General features: G+C 56.6%; 14 protein-coding genes and 4 pseudogenes. 13 read left to right on the forward strand and 5 right to left on the reverse strand.

Translation table 11 applies throughout. The annotated features are described in order from the left end of the window. Positions 1-510 precede the first annotated feature (510 nt). A pseudogene (locus V8J63_RS24230) lies at positions 511-1062 on the reverse strand (alpha/beta fold hydrolase); the annotation flags it as partial. 228 nt (positions 1063-1290) lie between these two features. Between V8J63_RS24230 and V8J63_RS24235 the strand changes: the two are divergent. From V8J63_RS24235 to V8J63_RS24260, 6 genes and pseudogenes are all read left to right on the forward strand, one after another. After that, a pseudogene (locus V8J63_RS24235) lies at positions 1291-1552 on the forward strand (DinB family protein); the annotation flags it as partial. A gap of 375 nt (positions 1553-1927) precedes the next feature. Further along, complete coding sequence (locus tag V8J63_RS24240) at positions 1928-3202, forward strand: hypothetical protein (protein ID WP_336464731.1); 1275 nt, start codon at positions 1928-1930, stop codon at positions 3200-3202. A 57-nt stretch (positions 3203-3259) separates the two neighbouring features. Then, positions 3260-3748, forward strand: a complete 489-nt coding sequence (locus tag V8J63_RS24245) for a hypothetical protein (RefSeq protein WP_336464732.1) — start codon at positions 3260-3262, stop codon at positions 3746-3748. Beyond that, positions 3745-6540: an AAA family ATPase gene (locus tag V8J63_RS24250; protein ID WP_336464733.1), complete on the forward strand. Its 2796-nt coding sequence runs from the start codon at positions 3745-3747 to the stop codon at positions 6538-6540. Before V8J63_RS24245 ends, V8J63_RS24250 begins: the two co-directional genes overlap by 4 nt. Positions 6541-6759: 219 nt before the next feature. After that, positions 6760-7155 carry a YciE/YciF ferroxidase family protein gene (locus V8J63_RS24255; protein WP_336464767.1) on the forward strand — a complete coding sequence of 132 codons (396 nt, stop codon included), beginning with the start codon at positions 6760-6762 and terminating at the stop codon, positions 7153-7155. 227 nt (positions 7156-7382) lie between these two features. Then, positions 7383-7725 (forward strand): annotated as a pseudogene (locus V8J63_RS24260) (hypothetical protein). A gap of 152 nt (positions 7726-7877) precedes the next feature. Here V8J63_RS24260 and V8J63_RS24265 read toward each other — a convergent pair. Then, on the reverse strand, positions 7878-8027 hold the full coding sequence (locus V8J63_RS24265) for a hypothetical protein (RefSeq protein ID WP_155738207.1): 150 nt from the start codon (positions 8025-8027) through the stop codon (positions 7878-7880). A gap of 14 nt (positions 8028-8041) precedes the next feature. Here V8J63_RS24265 and V8J63_RS24270 point away from each other — a divergent pair. Continuing rightward, a pseudogene (locus V8J63_RS24270) lies at positions 8042-8381 on the forward strand (IS5/IS1182 family transposase); the annotation flags it as partial. A gap of 366 nt (positions 8382-8747) precedes the next feature. Here the strand turns inward: V8J63_RS24270 and V8J63_RS24275 are convergent. Both V8J63_RS24275 and V8J63_RS24280 read right to left on the reverse strand, forming a co-directional pair. Next, positions 8748-9221, reverse strand: coding sequence for a DMT family transporter (locus V8J63_RS24275; protein ID WP_027915656.1), 474 nt, complete (start codon positions 9219-9221; stop codon positions 8748-8750). Positions 9222-9232: 11 nt separating this feature from the next. Next, complete coding sequence (locus V8J63_RS24280; protein ID WP_336464734.1) at positions 9233-10633, reverse strand: amidohydrolase family protein; 1401 nt, start codon at positions 10631-10633, stop codon at positions 9233-9235. 140 nt (positions 10634-10773) lie between these two features. On the opposite strand from V8J63_RS24280, the gene V8J63_RS24285 reads away from it, so the two are divergent. Beyond that, positions 10774-11682 (forward strand): LysR family transcriptional regulator, encoded by a 909-nt coding sequence (locus tag V8J63_RS24285; RefSeq protein ID WP_133323984.1) that lies wholly within the window; start codon positions 10774-10776, stop codon positions 11680-11682. A gap of 469 nt (positions 11683-12151) precedes the next feature. Here V8J63_RS24285 and V8J63_RS24290 read toward each other — a convergent pair whose 3' ends face one another. Further along, positions 12152-13057 carry a LysR family transcriptional regulator gene (locus V8J63_RS24290; RefSeq protein ID WP_336464735.1) on the reverse strand — a complete coding sequence of 302 codons (906 nt, stop codon included), beginning with the start codon at positions 13055-13057 and terminating at the stop codon, positions 12152-12154. 114 nt (positions 13058-13171) lie between these two features. Here V8J63_RS24290 and V8J63_RS24295 point away from each other — a divergent pair, with 114 nt between their 5' ends. The 5 genes from V8J63_RS24295 to V8J63_RS24315 all read left to right on the forward strand — a co-directional run bounded on the left by V8J63_RS24295 (position 13172) and on the right by V8J63_RS24315 (position 19270). Further along, positions 13172-14785, forward strand: a complete 1614-nt coding sequence (locus V8J63_RS24295; RefSeq protein ID WP_336464736.1) for an ATP-dependent acyl-CoA ligase — start codon at positions 13172-13174, stop codon at positions 14783-14785. Positions 14786-14875: 90 nt separating this feature from the next. Continuing rightward, positions 14876-16240 (forward strand): MFS transporter, encoded by a 1365-nt coding sequence (locus V8J63_RS24300; protein WP_025754668.1) that lies wholly within the window; start codon positions 14876-14878, stop codon positions 16238-16240. After that, positions 16237-17418 carry a thiolase family protein gene (locus tag V8J63_RS24305; protein ID WP_027915661.1) on the forward strand — a complete coding sequence of 394 codons (1182 nt, stop codon included), beginning with the start codon at positions 16237-16239 and terminating at the stop codon, positions 17416-17418. The genes V8J63_RS24300 and V8J63_RS24305 overlap by 4 nt, the downstream gene beginning before the upstream one ends. Next, positions 17406-17720 carry a Zn-ribbon domain-containing OB-fold protein gene (locus V8J63_RS24310; protein ID WP_027915662.1) on the forward strand — a complete coding sequence of 105 codons (315 nt, stop codon included), beginning with the start codon at positions 17406-17408 and terminating at the stop codon, positions 17718-17720. Before V8J63_RS24305 ends, V8J63_RS24310 begins: the two co-directional genes overlap by 13 nt. A gap of 131 nt (positions 17721-17851) precedes the next feature. Then, entirely contained in the window at positions 17852-19270 is a 1419-nt protein-coding gene (locus tag V8J63_RS24315; RefSeq protein WP_336464737.1) for an OprD family outer membrane porin, read from the forward strand. The last annotated feature ends 3 nt before the right edge of the window (positions 19271-19273 follow it).

A 19273-nucleotide genomic window follows, 5' to 3' on the forward strand; every position in this document is an offset into this window, starting at 1 on the left:
AACTTCTTGCGCACTTGGCTACAGGCCTCACACCGCCTGGGCTGCAGAGGATTTACCCCCTAAAATATTACGACCAACTGTGCAACTTCTTGCGCAGTATGGCAATAGGCCACGCCAAGCGATTTGTGATTTTATGACGGTTGAAATGGGAAGTAGAAATGGCTGCTGTCTGTCACCGACAGCTCTGGGCGACAGCGGCCTCCTATGAGCCACTGTCATTGGCCGAAGGCGGTCATCGGTGAATGGCAGCTGTCGGCCAGAAGCGGACGCATCCGGCCATCTACGGGCAAAATGGTTCGGGGAAAAGCGGTTTTGCTCGTCCGCTCAAACAGCTTTGTGGATCTCGTTCACGGGACGAATGCCTACATTTAATCGTTGCACCACCAACTGAATCAATGTGACTCGATTTGTGGCGGAGGAGTTGATTTTCAGCGCAAGGCTCCCAGTTGATTCGGTATATGCTATTTCAGTTGTCGCGACGGCCGTAGAGCGCCGTCGAGACATGAGTGATCAATTGCGAATGAACGCCAATATGTCAGCGTTGATCTGGTCCGCGTTGGTCGTCGGCATTCCGTGAGGAAAACCCGGGTACGTCTTGAGCGTAGAATGTTTCAGCAGTTTGGCGGATAGCGGTGCAGAATCGGCGATGGGCACAATCTGGTCATCTTCTCCATGTAAGACCAGCGTAGGTATCTGAATGGCCTTGAGGTCTTCGGTGAAGTCGGTTTCAGAAAATGCCTTGATGCAATCGTAATGCGCTTTTGCACCGCCCATCATGCCTTGACGCCACCAGTTATCGATTACACCCTGTGAGACCTTAGCCCCGGACCGATTGAATCCAAAAAATGGCCCTGCGGGCACGTCCATGTAAAACTGTGCACGGTTGGCAGCTAGCGCCGTTCGGAACCCGTCGAACATTTCCAGCGGCAACCCACCGGGATTCTTCTCAGACTTGACCATAATGGGTGGAACTGCACTGACCAGCACAGCCTTGGCCACACGTCCTGGTTTGGCCCGAGCGGTATAGCGTGCCACCTCACCACCGCCGGTCGAGTGCCTGATAGTTCAGTAACGATGAATGCCATTGTCCCATGAGCCGCCCAATCTGTTGAGACAGAAGGTTGCCTTCCTGCTTAGCCCACGGCCCGCGCGGTTTGTTCAATGGAGATAAATGGCAGCATTTGGCCCAAAGAAACTAAACATCAGTGTTTTTATATTAGGAGTTTTGGGATAACTCTGCGGTTATAAAATCTAATGATCGCGTTTTAATTTCTAATGGCCACCGAAGGAGAGCTTTCAGATTACCGAGTATGGCTGGATCGTATTATTATCGAATGGGCGGGCTCATTAAACAAAGACCGGATTAGACCATGCCCTCAATTACACAAGCATGAAGGGGGCTTCCGCCGACAAAAACTTTCATCGCTTGGTGCACTTTTTTAACCACCAGACTCACCACCGTGGACAAGTGACTACCTTACTTGCACAAGCGGGTGTCGATGTAGGTGATACGGATCTGGTCGCTCTCATACCATCTGGATCCGGTAAATAGTAAAAAAGCCAAGAATGAACCTAGGCTTTCACTTTGCCTGAATTCTAGGAGAGTGGCATGCACTTGCCCTCCATTTGCATTCGACCTCAACAGCTACTTGCATGGAAACGACCGCACTCGACGGTCACGACCAGCAGAGAACGACCCAAGGGGGAAGCTCGATCCAGAAGACTGAATGCTTAATGACTGCTACGCAGCGATAGTCGACGTGCAGAAAGCTAGACTTGGCCCGTATAGCGCCCAGTCACGGACATTCAAAGCTTACTGTGGCAAACTTGTTACACTAATGCGCAAAGGCCATCACGAATTGAAGCGCGTGTCCCACTGCGCCGCAGAGATTGTGTTGTACGCCATCAACCATGGAGAGGAGACAGTGTGGCAATACACATCGTAGACGTCGAAGAGGTGCTACGTCAGCAGCCGCATCCTCTGTCGCTTATGAGCCTGGAAGCTCTGAATCCAGCACGCGAACCCTACAGGGCAATCTTGCTTCAGCCTACGGGCATCGTCGAAGCAAACGATGTCCGGGTGGGCCACGCAGACGCCGAAGTGGGTCACGCCTTATGCAGCGGATTTCTTTCATTCGCCGCACAAAGCCATTCTGACCTGGCTGTAGCACCGGAATATTGCGTCCCTTGGTCGGTCGTAAAAGAAATCGTGGCAGGGCACTATCGCCCCCCACAAGGCGCTATCTGGGTGCTTGGGTGTGAAAGCATTTCTCCGGCTGATTTCCAGGCGTTGGCACAACAGTACAACGCGGGTGGTGATTGCGTGTTTCACCACGAACCACTCGACGCGCGGCAAGCTGCGCAACGGCGATACGTCGATCCACTGCTCTACGTTTTCTGGGCCCGGAACCAGGACGGGCAGCCTGTGTTATTCCTTCTCGCGCAACTCAAGACCGTGGCCTGCCGAGATTACCGGGACGTAGAGCAAACCTCACTGTGCCTCGGCAAGACGGTGTACGCCTTCAATCGTGGCGTCAACTCCATGAGCCTCGTCTCAATTATTTGCTCCGATGCCTTTGACTTCTCTGAGCACATCACCGCAATCCATACCAACTGCCTGCTCATTCATATTCAACTTAACCCGAAGCCGGCGCATGCAGACTATGCGGCCTACCGTACCAGGCTCTGTTCAGTGGGTACCAACAGCCACGTCGAACTTCTGTGTCTGAACTGGGCCAAGAACATCAAAGAGCTCAAGGGCCCAGGCAAGTATGCGGACTGGAACAATGTCGCCGGTTCGGCATGGTATGCACCGCCCGCAAAATTCAGTGCTGACGATGGCCTAATCGATTTACTCCATCGCAGCGGTCTTTACTACTGCTTGCTGGCCCAAAGATGGCATTCGTTCTTCCTGAACTATGAAGGCCAGATTATTCAGTTGCAAAAGCAGAAGCTGCTTTTCCCCGGCGAACAAGCGCTGGCCCCAAAGAATTTCGTTGCGGTGGAGGAGCGCTGGTCCTGGAAAGAAGAGAGCAACAGTTGGGAATCTGGTGCGATTGCTAATGACGGGTTTTCCGACGCGCTTGCGGGTTACCAGGCGATTGCCGATCACCTTCAGTTGGCTTCGCAGGTAAGCCCGCTCGCAGTCGAACGCGCGATCGAGATTCTTATGGGGCCCCACGGAAGTCCGGCATCTTGGTAGACGGTCAAAGAGCTCGACGCGCTCCATCTGGACAAGGATGAGGAGTCGATTCGCCGTGTGACGGTCAACCAAGACACTGAGCTTGCTCGACCAGGGTCGTCCTACCGCCTGCAAAGATTGCAGCGCGCACACGATGCGATCGGACTTGCCCAAAGCGATGTACCGTGGCCGCCGTCGGTGCAGGACTTGGCGAACGGCTTCAAGTTCTCATGGAAACGGAATTCCCCGCACCACAATATTGAGCCAAACGCTGGCAATCGCGGACCTGCAGCACTCGTTTACCTCTCGGACCAAGCGAACAACTCTGCGGTAGAAAGCATGTACCAGAAGCTCAGCAAGGCCATCGCGAGCCATGCGCTCAACGAGGCTTTTGAAGCAGGTATGAGCGGTGAGGAACTGAGTGACGCCATCGTGCGCGCTCAAGACCGGATTTGCGTTGTGTTCCGACGCGACAACCGTTTTGGTGCACGCGGCCCAACAGGCACCAATCTCATCGACGTTCCGGCCAGTGCGTCACCAGTGGATCTCTCAGAGGACAGATCATGATCAATGCGCAACGCGTTGAAGCGATGCTCAAGGACAGATACCCCGATCTTGAAAGCGTTGGGCGAGGTGTATTTCGAGGCATTGACCGCTTTGGCCCTCGTGACTATGCGATTCGCTACTTCGACCTGAACGATCAGCTTGCATCGACTGCTGATTCGTTGAAAAGCTACCAGGAAGAAGTTCTCTCACCGATGTACTTCTCGAACGACGTCGCGACCGATTTGCGCTGGAACCATTACTTGTATTTCGTCACCAGCGATGAAGAAGCTCAAAGCGGCGAGTTCGGTCGCCTCAAAGCCAAGGTGGAGGCGGATAGGGAGTACGCCCGTAAGCAGGTTGTACGAGAACGGGACATCGCCGGCTTGCTTGCCAATGCGCAGCCCCCCGAGCCTCCCAAAGCCCTGCCGGTCGACCTTGCGACTACATGGTCAAACACCCTCGAAAAGCACGGGCTCGCCTTCATTCTGGATAGCGACATCACCGTTCCTGACGCCGTTCGGCGAATTGTTGCGGGAACGAAGGATGGAGTGTCGCGCCCAATTGCGCATGTGTCTCTGCTCGCTGCCGAACAGGCAGCTGCAAGTGGCTTCATCGAGCGTTTGACCATCAAGGGCTTTCGTACACACCCCGAGGAAAAGGAACACCCGCTAGGTCGAGTGAATTTGATTGTCGGCAGCAACGGGGTCGGTAAGACCTCACTGCTTGAGGCAATTGAATTCGCCTACTGCGGAAGAAATCGCAGATCCTCCCCAGTGCTAAACGGCACATCAATTACTGTGGACCTTCTCGGAGTTGGGCACAAACTGTCTTCCACCACTGATGCCACTCGACTTCGTGCTCGTCACTCGAACTGGTATGCCAAAGCCGAACTGAGGACGGTAACCATACAAGACAGTTTCGGGAAATTTAACTTTCTCGATACCGATGCTGCGGTGGATCTCAGCGTATCAGCAAGCTCAGATCAAATTGGAACGGATGTCACCCGTTTGGTGTTAGGCGCGACGGCGGAGAATCTCGGAGATAGGCTGCGCCGCGTTCTCAAGCAGTTGCAGGATGAGTTGAAGGACCTACGGCGCGACAGGCTAGTCAGCCAACAAATGAAGTTGGCAGCCCAGACTCGTCTCGATGCCATCAAAGCGTCCCCTAAGTTATCCGACAGCTTGTTCCTCGAGCTTCTTGCGGCTCTAAGGGGGCAGGGATGGTGTCAAATCCCAGACGATAAGGTTCAGCTCGAGGTATTGCGAGAGCGCCTCCAAGAAGCCACTTCTGCCATCGCACTGGTCCGGCATGCGTCGAAAAACATGCTTCACGTTGAACCCGATTCCGCGGCTCGGCTACTGGCGAGCCTGAACGACGAAGCCAGCAAGGCGGAAGCCTTGGATCAGCGAGCCAAAGGCGCCCGGTTGGCACAGGCCAATGCACGCCGCGAGGCGCAGTCAGCAGCAGCACTGAGCGCTGCTGCGGAGGCACTTCATCCCTACGCACGCACCAACTTCCTGAAAACTATAAAACAAGCATCGGACTGCCGGGAACGGGTTCGCGGGCGCAGTGCTAGGCTGAACCTTGTCGCGGATGTCGGCAACTCAATTACGATCCGACAGTTCATGGAAAACGCTATCGCAGACGCCATCGACTCAGTCGACACAGAGATCGGCTCGTATCAGCGGCGGCTCGAAACGGCGCAAGGTTCTCTCCAGGCTCTGGAAAAGACACAGAGCACGATGACGGTTCTTAGGCAGCGCCTACTGGGTACCGCCCAGGACATATTGCAGCGGTCGGCCAATCCTGACCACTGCCCTTTGTGCAGAACTGAGTTTGACGAAGGTCAACTCGTTGCGCGGATGATGGCCGATGTCGACGCCGGTACGTCCGAGCATGCCAGCCTGCTGCAGGCAGATATCTCGGCTGCCCGCGAAGCGATATCGAACGCCCGGGCCAGGTTGGCCCTGCTGCATCCCTTGCGTGCGTTTACCGGCGATAGTGATCTGGCCGTCACGGTCTCCCAAGCGATCAAACAGATCGACCAGGAACGAACTGCGCTCGAGCGTGATCAACAGGAGCTGGACACGATTCAATCGCAGGCTCAGCAACTGCATTCCGATGGGCTATCTTCCGAAGACCTTTCCAGCAAGTTGCTGGCAGCGGGGATGGTCGAGCTGCCCTCGCTTGAGGAACTGCAACAAATTCAGTCGAATCACAAAGAGACGCTGGAAACATTGCGAAGCGCTGAAAAGAACGCCCTTCGGGAAGCGGAAGTTGTGAGGAAGGAATGCGATGCGATAGCCGAGCGCCTTTCGATAGAGGTACTCGGAGACACAGACAACCTCGCAAAATCGGTCAAAGAACTGATATCAGATGTGGAAGCAGCATTTGGGGCTCGTCAGATTCTCGCGTCAATTTTGAAGATCAGCACTGAGACGACCGCGGAAGAAGTTGTACTGAACTTCGCCACTACGCAGCAATTGCTTGCCCAAGTCGCCACGGCCGTGGCGCAGGAAGGTGCCAATGATAAGGCGCTCAACGACGAGGCCAAGAATGTTGAAGGTCTCGTCAAGAAAATCGAAGGCAGCGACACGAAAATCAAGCGCGCAATCGAGGCGGAGGGGGTGCTAGATACGCTAGCCGAACAAAGTTCAGGCGGCGAGTTGGCCAGCGAGATTCTGACCGAGAACGCAGCAGAGATTGCTCGCACCTTTGCCAAGCGGCAGACGATGCCAGGCTCATGCCACCGGCTAAAGCAATTGCGGCCAGGCCGAGACTGGTTTTGTTCGACATTGGTTTACGGTACATAGTGCTTCTCCAGATGCTTTGCGCGGCGAGGCCGCGGTTCATGCCACAGGGCGGATAGACCCTCAAGGAAGCTCAAGGCAAAGGGCGCAAGCGTCTTCCACTTCGACAGAGCGACCTTATTCGGGCAGGCCTATTTAGCGGGAGTCATGTATCGGCGATGTATCGGCGAGAGGAGCATATGTAAGCCACCCGGGAGGGTGACTTTCAGCTTGCTCGCCGCAATCCCCATCGCGCCGATAAAACAGGCCGACCAACCTGCGGCGAACAACTGCTCTGGGTTGGTAGAGCGCATTGACCAGTTGGTAGAGTCCGCTGGATTGAAACTCAAGCGGATGAAGTGCGTAGCCATGGAGGGTTTGGTTGAGGAGAGCAAAGAGCTGATAGATGAAATCGAGAAGGGGGCGGTGCTCGATGCGGCGCTCATCGGGGCATGCCAGAAGGTTGAGCATTATGAGATCGCCAGCTACGGCACCCTAATTGCGATGGCCAAGCACCTCGGTATGGAAGAGGCGGCCTCGCTGTTGGCCGACACGCTTGCAGAAGAAAAAGCTGCAGACGAGAAACTGTCAGCGATTGCCGAAGAAGGCGGCAACCAGGCCGCCACCCTCGAGAAGTAACGGGTCGGGCCCAGCCAAGGACGTGCTGGGCCTTCTAGGAATTTGTCATTTCCGCGATTTCTTTCTCGCAACGCGCGTCTTCTTATACAAAAAAAAATTCTTGTGGAGCATTTTGACCCGCCGGTCCGGTATCTCATCGGCGCGGTGGAAATCGGTCGCTATTCGGAGGTGATGCGCCCATGGTGGATAAATCCTTCAGCATAGACCTAGCGTCGTAAGAGAACGACATGCGCATTCGCGGTAAGGCTTTTTTGGGCATGGGCTGACCCCACGCTCCACCACCAGATCCATGATGAATCCCTCGCCGATGGTACAACCATTGACGTGCAAAGCAGGCTCTCTCGAGCTGGAGGAACTCAACTGTTCATCGGCGTGTACGCGCCAAGCGGCCTGGTTCTTGATGAACAATGTTTCGATTCACGACCGGGCCAGTCGATGACAACGGCTCTTTCCTGGGGCGTAGATATGGCCCTCCAGAGGGCGCGCGAGGCTTCATCTTCACTTTCTCAAACGGCTGACGTGTCGGATCGGTCTAAGGAGAGAGTGGAAGACTATGTCCGTATCCAGTGAGTCAGAAATTCAAGTTCAGCAAGCGCTGCTGCCAGTGTTTTCCGCAGCCGAGCAACTGAGGCTAGACCCTGAGGTCCTACGGCTCATGGCGATTGGTGGATTGACGCAGGACTCCCCTCCGGAATGGGTAACTCCGATTCTTTAACCAGAGGTCATTGAGTGGTTCCGCCGGCAAGCGAGATTTGCTGATCGGGACTGGCTCGAAGCTGCGCCTCGATGCCCTTGAGTTTTTGCATTTGCTGTTTCAGCTTTTCGACTTTAGTGCTGAGTAGCCACGACGCGGCATTACGACAGGCACTCATCGCGCCTGTTCCTCGATGGAGGACCGCCTGTTACTGCATACTGGTTTTCAGGATGCCGGAGTTGCTCCATGCAGAAGCAGTGTAAGACCGATAAAGAGCGGCGACTCAAGCGCTGCGAGCATGAAGCAGTAGGCGAGAGGGGCAAATCCGATTGGAGCAAGATCCGGAGATGATGAAGGTTCGCCTGGTGGAGCACACCTTTGGAACGAACAGATTCTGGAAGGGAAGCAACCAGTTCGTGACCAAAACCCTGCCGAGGTTAAGCACCGAAATGAGCCTTCACGTGCTCGCCTCCACAAACGCATGGTGAGCATTTTCGGCATCGCAGAGCTACTTGAGGCGATCAGGGCGTAACCCCGCCGTTTGCTGGCCCGTAAACAGCTACATGGGCCGCTGACGCGGCCCGTGTAGCACTAAAAATGTCTATTTTTCTGGGTGAGTGTATTTACGCTCTCGCCTGATGATTCCGCAGGTAATCTGCTCGGTTCTCAGTTATCGATGCGATTCCTGCGTTTTTCCACAGCCTGGATCGATAGCGGTCAGTCGTTAAGGGCTGCCAGCAGCCAGAAATGATCACACTGAGTCCTCTACCGAGCTTCCCGTACTCAGTTAACCCTCGTAATCGCTCTTCTGTCAGTTCTCCTGCGGCAACCGCTTCGGCTTCAAGCTGCACTCCATCGGTATCAGTGGCTTTGAAGCGAGAGGGGTTAACCACGGGAGTCAGCTGGATACAAGCCCTGACCACCGGTCACCAAACAGGGCGATTGCCAAGCCTCCGAGCATCACGATTACCCCGGCCAACTTGAAACCAGATACCGGCCTCTCGACTGCCCCGAGCAGTCCCAAGTGATCGATAACTAGGGACGAAATGATCTGCCCGGCGATGGCGAGGCCAAGCAGCGCTGAAAGGCCTATTTTTGGCGCGAGTACGACGTAGCTGAGCAACGCGCCGGCACCTAGCAGACCACCTAGAAGGCTCCACAAAGGCTGGGCAGGGATAGCCGCGATTGAAGCCACTATCCCGCCACGCATCAACGAAAAGATGCCCAGGCATAGCGCACCGGCAGTAAAAGAAAACAGTGCCGCCGCTACGGAATCTCCACCCACACCTTTAGCGAGTTGGCCATTCAGCGTGGTCTGCAGGGTGATACCAAGCCCCGCGCAGATAGCCAGTAGGTAGTAGGCTGCATTCATTTAACGCCTTCTTACTTGGCTGACTCAAGCGGCAACAATGCCTCGGCAAACATATCCGGCTGATAGCCAGCAGCAGCAAACAGATGCTCACGGGACTCGTCGATCGCCGCGCGCAGCTTTTCGCTATTCACACCCAGAACCTTGCCGCCCTGCTTGACGATACGCCCGCCGATCATGACAGTGTCGACATTGCTGCGCTCTGCCGCATGTACCACGGTGCCGAAGGCATTACCTGACGGATAAAGGTTGATGTCCTGCGCGTTGATAAGGATCATGTCAGCCTGTTTGCCGGGAACCAGGCTGCCGATTTTGTCATGCAAGCCAGCGCAGGTGGCGCCGTCGACAGTCGCGGCTTTGAGCAGAACATGGGCGGGCAGGGTCACCACCGGATGATGGTCTTCGCTGCAGCAGCGCTGCTGATGCATGCCCAGGACGCGCTGCAGATAAAACGCTACCCGCATCTCCATGAACATGTCGCCGCTGTAGGACGTTTCGTTATCAACGCTCAGCCCAGGGCTGATGCCATGACGCTGAGCCGCCTGCATGGCGAACATTCCATCTTCAATGCCGTAGTGGGCATCTGAACGCGGGCATACGTTGACCCGCACGCCAGCCTCGCGAAGGATCTTCCACCCGGCGTCCGGCAGCGCGGTGCAGTGGTTGAAGATGTTGTCAGAGCGCAGCAGCCCCTCGCGATGCAAGCCTTCCAATTCAGCTGCCATGTCCCCACCAAAAAACTCGGTGATGATCGGTAATCCCAGGCGCCTGGCCTCAGCCCACAGCTCAGGTTCCAGCTGCGCCATCACTGCCAGTGAGAGCAGCGGGTTGTCACCGTTCTTGATGTATTTGTCCTGCAGACGCTCGAGGTTGCCCGGCCAGTGGGCTTTGTCCCACTCACCCGCCACCGGCGCTCCCGAAGCATGTACGGCGCGTATGCCTGCATCGAGCAGCGCCTCTACTGCGGCATCGGAGTGCGCACCGGTGCGGCTGTTATGCGAGTTGTCGACAAGGGTCGTGATACCAGCATCGATACAGCCCAATGCACTCAGCAGGTTGCCGATATACATGTCCGCCGGACGATAATATTTGGCGAACGAAAAGTGGGTGGCGTTGCAGTAATCCTCCAGGGTTGCGGCGTTCGGATTAATTCGCCGTAGTTGCCCCTCCCAGGAGTGACGGTGGGTATCGACCATGCCCGGCATGGCGATCATGCCGGATGCCTCAATCACAACAGCGTCGCCGGCTTCGAGATTTTCATCGATGGCCGAGATGGTGCTGCCTTCTATGAGGATATCGCCACGCGCCAGATTGCCGATGTCGCCGTCCATGCTCAGCACAGTTGCGCCGCGGATAAGTGTGCGTCCGGCCGGAGCGGCTGGAGCCTGCACTATGCTGCGGTTGTATTCACCCATTTCAGTACCCCTCTTCGAATTTCGTTGGAAGCAATGTACGCAATGCGATACTGCGGGAAAAAGATGGTAGAACTGTTTTTATTATTCAATTTATGCGAATAATAATGCCTCCTTTCATTGCTCCAAGGCTGTTACCCGTCATGGACCGTATTCAAGCAATGCAGGTTTTCGTCCGTGTGGCTGAGGCAGGAAGCTTTAGCCAGGCGGCGCAGACGCTCTCTCTACCGGCCTCAACGGTGACCAGCAGCGTTAAAAACCTTGAGAAGTACCTGCAGGTGCGCCTGCTGAACAGAACAACGCGGCGGGTTAGCCTGACGCCTGAAGGCGCCCAATATCTGGGGCAATGCAGGGAAATATTGGGACTGATCGAACGCACGGAGACCAGCCTGACGGATTCCGTGAAACGGCCGCAGGGACGTTTGCGCGTCGATATGCCGGGCGGCATTGCCCACTTCATCGTCATTCCAAACCTGCAAGACTTTTACCGGCGCTACCCGGATATTTACCTGATGATAGGCGTCAACGATCGGCAGGTTGACCTGCTTCAGGAGGGGGTCGACTGCGTCATTCGTACAGGCGAGCTTGATGACTCAACGCTCGTTGCGCGACCACTAGGCCGTTTTCGCTGGGTGACCTGTGCATCTGCTGCCTATCTCGAAGAGAACGGTACTCCGCAGACTCCGCGAGATTTGTCTCGTCACCGGGCCATCCATTACTTCTCGGGCCGTGCAAGGCAAGCAGGTGAGATGCGCTTCGCCCGGGGCGACGAGAAAATCTCAGTACCGGTCAAGGGCACAGCAGCCGTCAACGAGACTGGGCTCTACATCAAAATGTGCCTTGAAGGCTTTGGGCTCGTGCAACTCGCCGAGAATGTTGTTTCCGAACATCTACGATGGGGGCGGCTGGTCGAAGTGCTTGCTGACTGGCAGCCTGACCGGGTTCCTGTACACTTGTTATATCCACATCAGCGCTTTCTATCACCAGCTGTGCAGGCGTTCGCTGACTGGATCGCTGGGCTAGTTCACGACGGCGGTTCGCCTGCTGGCTGATCAGGAGATGAAAGCTTCTCCGGACTAAAATGCCAATCACTATTGGCGTTTATGGGATGGTTGAATGGTGCGCCTGGCTTGGCCCAGCAGTAGTGGACCATGGCTGCAATTAAAAAAACGACGCATTCCGCTGCTCCTGAAAATGAGCCGTGTCGTCAGCTTCATTTGCACGCAAACCGATGAACGTCAGGCCGAGCATTAAGCTGGCGCCCGAGCCGAAGCGCAGGGAGGAGGCCCTCAACATGGCGTAGCCTGGCGCGTAAATGATCCTAATGAGGAGTTAGGTAATTTTGCCCGTCCATTTCGGCTCGGAAGCGGCTCATTCTATGACCGGGCCATGCGGGCGCGTATACCCTTGCCGTGCTGCGCAGACTGCGCGTAGCGCAGCCCGGCCAGCAATACCCGCCGACGTATGCTGCTAGCCCCTTTATGACTTGGCCTCCGTGACTACCCCTGATCTGCAATAGCCTTATCTGCGCAAGGTTTCAAATAGAAATGCCCTGAACCATTGATTGCCGGCATCAGCGTCGTAGGCACCATGCCAATGAACGGTAGACTCGACCCCCGGCATCTCCACTGGCAGCGGGTAAATCACGAAATCATTCGAATGATTCAGCGCATGTGCGACGCCTTCAGGTAGGGTGACCATCCACCCTGTATGCCTGAGTATCTGCGGCACAACTGTAAAGTGGGGTACCCTCAAAGCGATGTGTCGATTCAGGCCACGTGAGGCCAGAGTGTCCTCGATGGCTAAGTGGCTGCTGTCAGTGGAGGTGACACTGACATGGGAGAGGGCAAGAAAATCCTCCACGCTGATTTTCCCGGCCGGAAGTCCGTCACGCTTGCGAGTCATGCAGGCGTATTGCTCTCGGAACAGGGATTGGTACCGGGTGGTTGTTTTCAGTGTGGGCAGGTTACCAATTGCGAAGTCCAGTTGCCCCATACGCATCCGCTCGACCACCATGGCGACGGGTACCAGCTCTGATGAGAGCTTAATGGCCGGCGCAAGCGTTTGAAGCCGTTCACAAAGCGACGGCAGGAACACCTGTTCGCCGATGTCTGACATACACAAACGGAACTCCCGGTCGCTAGTACCAGGATCGAAGGGTTCGGTTTCATTCAGAGCATCGCGTATTGCCGTGAGTGCCCGTCCGATCGGTAGGGCGATCCGCTCGGCGGTCTGGGTCGGCATCATGCCTACCGGCGTGCGTACGAATAGCGCATCATCAAAAAGCTTGCGAAGTCGACCCAAGGCGTAACTTACAGCAGGTTGTGTAATCGCCAGGCGTCCAGCCGCGAGTGTCAAGCTGCGTTCCTCCATTATGGCTTGAAAAACCCTAAGCAGATTTAGATCGACATCATTCAAGTTGCGCATTCGTATAAATACCGTTTATCAATTGTATAATTGCCATGAATTTGACTTATAGGGTACAGGTTCATAGACTTCGGAACAACAGCGAGGCGATACAACAATCTGAGGCTTTGAGTGATGGACACAGGTTTTTGCAAACAACAAGCAGTTGGCGGGGCATTAACACTTCCGGTGCTGCTGTTGAAACGTATTGAACGCAGCCCTGAAACGGCGCTTTTTTCCGACCGAAGCTGCACTTGGACTGCTGCGCAACTTGTCGACGTGATAGGACGGCGTGCCACAACACTCGCGGAATATGGGATAAAGCGTGGAGATCGGGTTGGATTGATGTGCGCCAACCGCGCCGAGTTCCTTGAAGTGCTGTTGGCATGTGGTTGGCTGGGCGCGGTTGCGGTGCCTATTAATACCGCCTGTCGGGGCATGCAGTTGAATCATGTGCTGGCTAATAGTGGGGCGCGCTTGTTGGTCAGTGAAGAGGTCAATCTGGATGTGCTCGCGGCACTTGATTACTCTGCGCTTGCTGTCGAAGCCCTGTGGGTCCTTTCGCCGCAAGGCGATGTCAACGCGGTTTGGCAGGAGCGGTTGAGGGTGCGGTCGATGCCCCCTCGCAGTGCGTCCATGGCCCCACCTGCAGTGCTCGAGGATGGCGACCCGCTGGTTATCCTTTACACCTCCGGGACTTCCGGGTTGTCCAAGGGCGTGATCTGCCCGCACGCCCAATTCTTTTGGTGGGGGCTGAATACCGGTGGCGACCTACAGGTGCGCCCCGGGGATGTGCTGTATACATGCCTGCCGTTGTTCCATACCAATGCATTGAACGCCTTTTTCCAGGCCTTGCTGCACGACGCACAGCTGGTGGTAGACAAACGTTTTTCCGCTAGCGGCTTCTACCAGGCGCTTGCGGAAACCGGGGCCACAGTGACGTATCTGCTGGGAGCCATGGTGCCTATCCTTCTCAGCCGTCCGCACAATGAGCTCGAGCGCGCGCATAACGTGCGTGTCGCGCTAGCCCCAGGCGTCCCTGAACAGTTCCACGCCCCGTTTATTCAACGCACAGGCATAGGCCTCATCGATGGTTATGGGGCTACCGAAACCAATGCCGTGATTGGAGGGACTCTGGAGAATCAGCGGCCTGGTTTTATGGGCCGATTGGCCAAAGGCTTCAGTGCCCGGGTGGTAGACAGCCAGGATCAGCCGGTAGCGGATGGCGAACCAGGAGAGCTTGTATTGCGCGCTGAGCAGCCCTTCGCTTTCGCCTTCGGCTACTTTGGTATGCCGGAAAAGACTGTCGAAGCCTGGCGCAACCTGTGGTATCACACCGGCGACCGGGTTGTGCGCGATAGCGACGGCTATTTCCGCTTTGTTGACCGCTTGAAGGACACAATCCGTCGCCGTGGAGAGAACATCTCGTCTTTTGAGGTGGAGCAGGTTCTGTCGAGCCACCCCGCGGTGGAGCTCGTGGCGGTATATGCGGTGAAATCCGAACTGGCGGAAGATGAAGTCATGGCATCTATCGTCATCAAGGAGGGGACTAAGCTCGATCCATTGGAGCTGACGCAATATTGTGAGTCACGGTTGGCGTATTTCGCCGTGCCGCGTTACTTAGATTTTGTTATCGAGTTGCCGAAAACCGAAAACGGCAAAGTTCAGAAATATAAATTGAGAGAACTCGGCGTTACCGCCAGTACATGGGACCTAGAGTGCTCCGGCTACAGGCTTAAACGCGCCTAATCATTTAGCTTTGACTGCCGTGCAATAACAAAAGATGCAACAACAATAAAAATAGCGTTCATAAATATTCAGTCATTGACGGAGACGGCCATGACGGGCACGCATTCGCTTGAACTATCAGATAACCAGTCGGAGCACAGTCATGTTTCCGCTGCAGTTGATAACCGAGTACCGATCGACAGTAAGACCTTTCGCAAGATCGTCTTGGCTTCTGTCACTGGCACGGCGTTGGAGTGGTACGACTTCTTTCTCTACAGCACAGCGGCGGCGCTCATATTCGGGGAATTGTTTTTCCCCAAGGGCACCGATCCACTGGTGGGTACGATCGCGGCACTGGCCGGGTTTGCATTGGGTTTTCTCGCGCGGCCTTTCGGTGGGGTGATATTCGGCCATATCGGGGACAAGTACGGTCGCAAAAAAGCCTTGGTATGGACGCTCTCTATCATGGGCGGGGCAACTTTCTTGATCGGATTGTTGCCCACCTACGCTCAAGCGGGCATGTGGGCGCCCGCGTTGCTACTGCTGTTACGTATCTTGCAGGGCATCGCAGCAGGAGGCGAGTGGGGCGGTGGCGTGCTGATGATCAGCGAGTCGGCGCCACCTGAGCGCCGCGGCTTCTACGCTTCGATTAGTCAGATCGGAGTGGGCGGTGGGTTCGTCTTGTCCGCAGCGGTGTTCTATCTAGTCCAGTTGTTGCCGGAGCGGGATTTCCACAGCTGGGGTTGGCGCATTCCGTTCCTTATCTCGATCGTCATATTCGTCCTGGGCGTCTACATTCGCCGGACATTGCCAGAGAGTCAGGATTTCCAGCGAGCTGAGGCAACGGGCAAGACGGCGCATATGCCCGTGCTGGATGTGTTGCGCAGATATCCGCGGGAAGTGCTGATGGCCATGGGGTTGCGAGTGGCTGAAAACGGCGGCTCCTACATCATGCTGGCGTTCGCTCTTGTCTACGGCAAGTTTCTTGGCGTGCCCAATAGTGTGATGCTGGCGGGAGTCACGTTCTCCACGTGCGTGGAGTTGGTGGCCATGCTGTTCTGGGGGCGTTTGTCGGACCGCATAGGTCGCAAGCCGGTATATATGGTGGGTGCCTTAGGGATGGTGCTAATGGCATTCCCATTCTTCTGGTTACTCGAGACCCGAGAGCCTGCCTGGATCTGGCTCGCCTTCCTCATTGGCAATGCCATCTGCCACGGGGCCATGATCGGTACGCAGCCTAGTCTTATGGGCGAACTGTTCAGCACTGAGGTCCGCTATTCCGGAATGGCTCTCGGGCACGAAGTCGCCTCGGTATTCTCCGGTGGCCTGACGCCGATGATCGCTACCGCCTTGCTGGCGCATTACCAGGCTAGTTGGCCAGTTTCTCTGATGATGATGGCGCTGGGGCTGATCACAGTCATCTCTCTTTGTTTCACCAAGGAGACCCGCGTGCGGGCCAAAGGAGGGCGGTCATGAACCGGTCAGCAAGCAATGACGCCGTGGCGCTGATCGCCGGGGCCCTGGAAGTACCTTACAACCGGCGCGGCACGGGTGAGTCGACGTCGCAACTGCTCGGCAGGGCGGTGCAGCAATTGCTGCGCCAGGCAGGCGTGGCAGCGCATGAGGTCGACGGCCTGGGCGTGGCATCCTTCACCCACCGGCCGGACAACGCCATCGATCTGGCGTGGCGCCTCGGGCTGACCCTGACCTGGTGCATGGATGACCGCAATGGCGGGGCTAGCGCGATCAATATGCTGCAGCATGCCGTGCGTGCCATCCAGCACGGTGATGCCAACGTGATCGTACTGGTGGCCGGTGATACGTTCACCCCGGAGGATTTCAAGACTCTGGTCGACCATTACAACCGGACCACCGAGGAGTACCTCAAGCCGCTTCAGCACGGCGGGCCCAATGGGGTGTTCGCGATGCTCACCCAGCGTCATGCGCAACGCACCGGCCTTGGCCGCGAAGACTATGCAGAGCTGTGCATTGCCCAGCGAGCCTGGGCGCAGCGCAACCCGCTGGCGGTCTACCGCGAGCCGCTGACCATCGAGCAGTACCTTGAGGCGCCCATGGTGGCCGACCCGCTGTGCCGGTTTGACTGCGTACCGGTAGTCAATGGCGCCAACGCCATCCTGCTGACCCGCGCCGACCTCGCCCGCAACACGGTCAACGTGGCGGTGCGTGCAGTAAAGGCGCTGCACAACGATGACCACCAGGCTGGCGATGGCCTGCAGACGCCGCTGGCAAAGATTGCCGACACGCTGTGGGACCGCGCCAATACCGGGCCTGATGCCATGGACCTGGCGTGCGTGTATGACGACTATCCGGTCATGGCCCTGATCCAGCTCGCCGACCTGGGCTTCGTCCCCGACGACGATTACCGGCGAGCGCTGCGGCGGATAGGCCGTTTCGAACTGCCGGTGAATACCTCGGGCGGGCAGCTCTCGGCCGGCCAGGCGGGCGCGGCGGGGGGGATGCATGGGTTGGTCGAAGCTATTACCCAGCTGCTTGGCGATGCCGGTCAACGCCAGGTCAGCAATGCGCGCCTGGCGGTGGTGACCGGCTATGGCATGGTCCAGTATCGCTACGGCATGTGCGCCAACGCGGTGGTGCTCGAACGGTGGCAAGGGGGTGTGGCATGGCGTTCATGATCCAGCAATGTGTCGGTTGCGGCCAGGCCAGTTTCCCGCCGCGTTACAGCTGCCCGCGCTGCGGTGAGGCGCAGTGGCAGGAAGTCTCTGCCGGGGCCGCCCGGATTGCTCAGGCTACCGTGGTGCGCGCGCGGATCGGGATCGCTACCGCAGAGCTCCTGCACCTGGCTAGTGTCGAGCTGAGCGATGGGCCAGTGGTAATTGCCCAGACTGCAGAGCCTTTGCCTCCAGGCACCTTGGTAGAGCTCGCCATAGATGAATATCGGCGAATCGTAGCCCACCCGGCCGACCGCGACTTGTAATCAACAACTGTTCGAGCCGACCTCGATCGCCGAAGCGTGCGTCGTCGGCCGACCCCCAGCTAGTCATTCCCTGACCATGCATGGCCTCAAGGCCTTGCGCGTGGTGCACGTGAGTACCCAGGAGTGTGGTTATGCCTGCAGTGATCGATTACCGACTAGTGTCTGGCTTAGGGCTGGCGCTGGCTTGCCAACAGGCCTTGGCAGATGAACTATGGGCCGATGCTTCAACATATTTTCAGCAGGGAAGCTTGTCCGGTTTAACCCGGAACTTTTATCTCAACCGCGACTTCCGCAACGGTGGTGCCAACCGCCGATCAGGCACCGTTAACGGTTATCGCGCGGAGTGGGACCAAGGCTTAACTCTGGACTACATCTCCCCGTTCACGACTGGTGTTGTCGGCTTGGGATTCGACGCGCATCTGTATGCGGGATTGAAGCTTGACAGCGGTCGTGGCAAGACCGGCACCAACCTGCTTCACGTCAACAACGACGGTGATGTGGCGAATGAGTACAGCGTGGGCGGCGGTGCGCTCAAGCTCAAGTACCGTGAAACGGTGCTCAAATACGGCTCCATGGAATTGCGCACCTCTCCGGTGTTCCTCACCGATGGTGGCTCCGGGCGCCTGTTGCCGCAAACGGTGACAGCATGGCAGCTCATCAGTCGCGATCTGCAGCCGCTAACCTTCGATGCCGCCCACATCACCGCCGGCAAGGCGCCTTCGGAGAACCGCAACGACAGCACGCTACGTTCCCTGTATGGCGCTACGGAGACGGATACGGTCGATTATCTCAGCCTGAATTATGAGCAGGGCGCAGTCAAAGGCTACCTCAGCACTCAACGTGCCGAAGATCTTTGGCGCCAGGATTACCTGGGGTTTCGCTACTTGCCTGCCCTCGTCGAGGGGCTGACCCCAACCTTGAATTTCAGCATGTACCGAACGGTCGACATCGGTGCCGCCCATGGCGGGCCCATCGACAACTTAACCTGGTCCTTTGCTCCGGGCGTCAAGTTCGGTGCCCATTCCCTCATGCTTGCATACCAGAAGGTGCAGGGCGACACGCCCTTCGATTATATGGCGTTCCGAGACGGGCAAACCACCGTGGCACAGCTGGCTAACAATGTGCAGCTCAGTGACTTCAACGCGCCCAACGATCGGTCCTGGCAGGTTCGTTACGACTATGACTTCAGTGCGCGTGGCGTGCCTGGCCTGAGGTTCATGATTCGCTACATGCAGGGACAGGGTGGCAAAGGCTCCGATATCGAACCGTACAGTTCCTACTATCCCCTCGGATTTCGAGATGGGGGGCGCCACTGGGAACGCAATATCGAGATGCAATATGTCGTGCAAGACGGGCCGGCGAAAAACCTCAGCTTGAGAGCGCGGTACGGCGTGCACCGCGGTAATTCGGCTGAGCCACGCGGTGACATGGATGAGATTCGCCTGATCACCGAATTCCCTTTCAAGCTGCTGATGGCGCCGTTGGCAATGCTTCATCAAAGCTGCTTCGCCAAGAATTCATGTAGAGCAATGTCTGTCCGCTTACCGTAGAAG

It is taken from the genome of Pseudomonas sp. CCNWLW23 (genome assembly GCF_037095675.1).
Lineage (GTDB): Bacteria > Pseudomonadota > Gammaproteobacteria > Pseudomonadales > Pseudomonadaceae > Aquipseudomonas > Aquipseudomonas atacamensis.

Coding starts and splice junctions, on each gene's coding strand:
- V8J63_RS24250 (WP_336464733.1), top strand. CDS start 3,745: ATGATCAATGCGCAACGCGTTGAAGCGATGCTCAAGGACAGATACCCC.
- V8J63_RS24265 (WP_155738207.1), bottom strand. CDS start 8,027: ATGAGTGCCTGTCGTAATGCCGCGTCGTGGCTACTCAGCACTAAAGTC.
- V8J63_RS24275 (WP_027915656.1), bottom strand. CDS start 9,221: ATGAATGCAGCCTACTACCTACTGGCTATCTGCGCGGGGCTTGGTATC.
- V8J63_RS24280 (WP_336464734.1), bottom strand. CDS start 10,633: ATGGGTGAATACAACCGCAGCATAGTGCAGGCTCCAGCCGCTCCGGCC.
- V8J63_RS24285 (WP_133323984.1), top strand. CDS start 10,774: ATGGACCGTATTCAAGCAATGCAGGTTTTCGTCCGTGTGGCTGAGGCA.
- V8J63_RS24290 (WP_336464735.1), bottom strand. CDS start 13,057: ATGCGCAACTTGAATGATGTCGATCTAAATCTGCTTAGGGTTTTTCAA.
- V8J63_RS24295 (WP_336464736.1), top strand. CDS start 13,172: ATGGACACAGGTTTTTGCAAACAACAAGCAGTTGGCGGGGCATTAACA.
- V8J63_RS24300 (WP_025754668.1), top strand. CDS start 14,876: ATGACGGGCACGCATTCGCTTGAACTATCAGATAACCAGTCGGAGCAC.
- V8J63_RS24305 (WP_027915661.1), top strand. CDS start 16,237: ATGAACCGGTCAGCAAGCAATGACGCCGTGGCGCTGATCGCCGGGGCC.
- V8J63_RS24310 (WP_027915662.1), top strand. CDS start 17,406: ATGGCGTTCATGATCCAGCAATGTGTCGGTTGCGGCCAGGCCAGTTTC.
- V8J63_RS24315 (WP_336464737.1), top strand. CDS start 17,852: ATGCCTGCAGTGATCGATTACCGACTAGTGTCTGGCTTAGGGCTGGCG.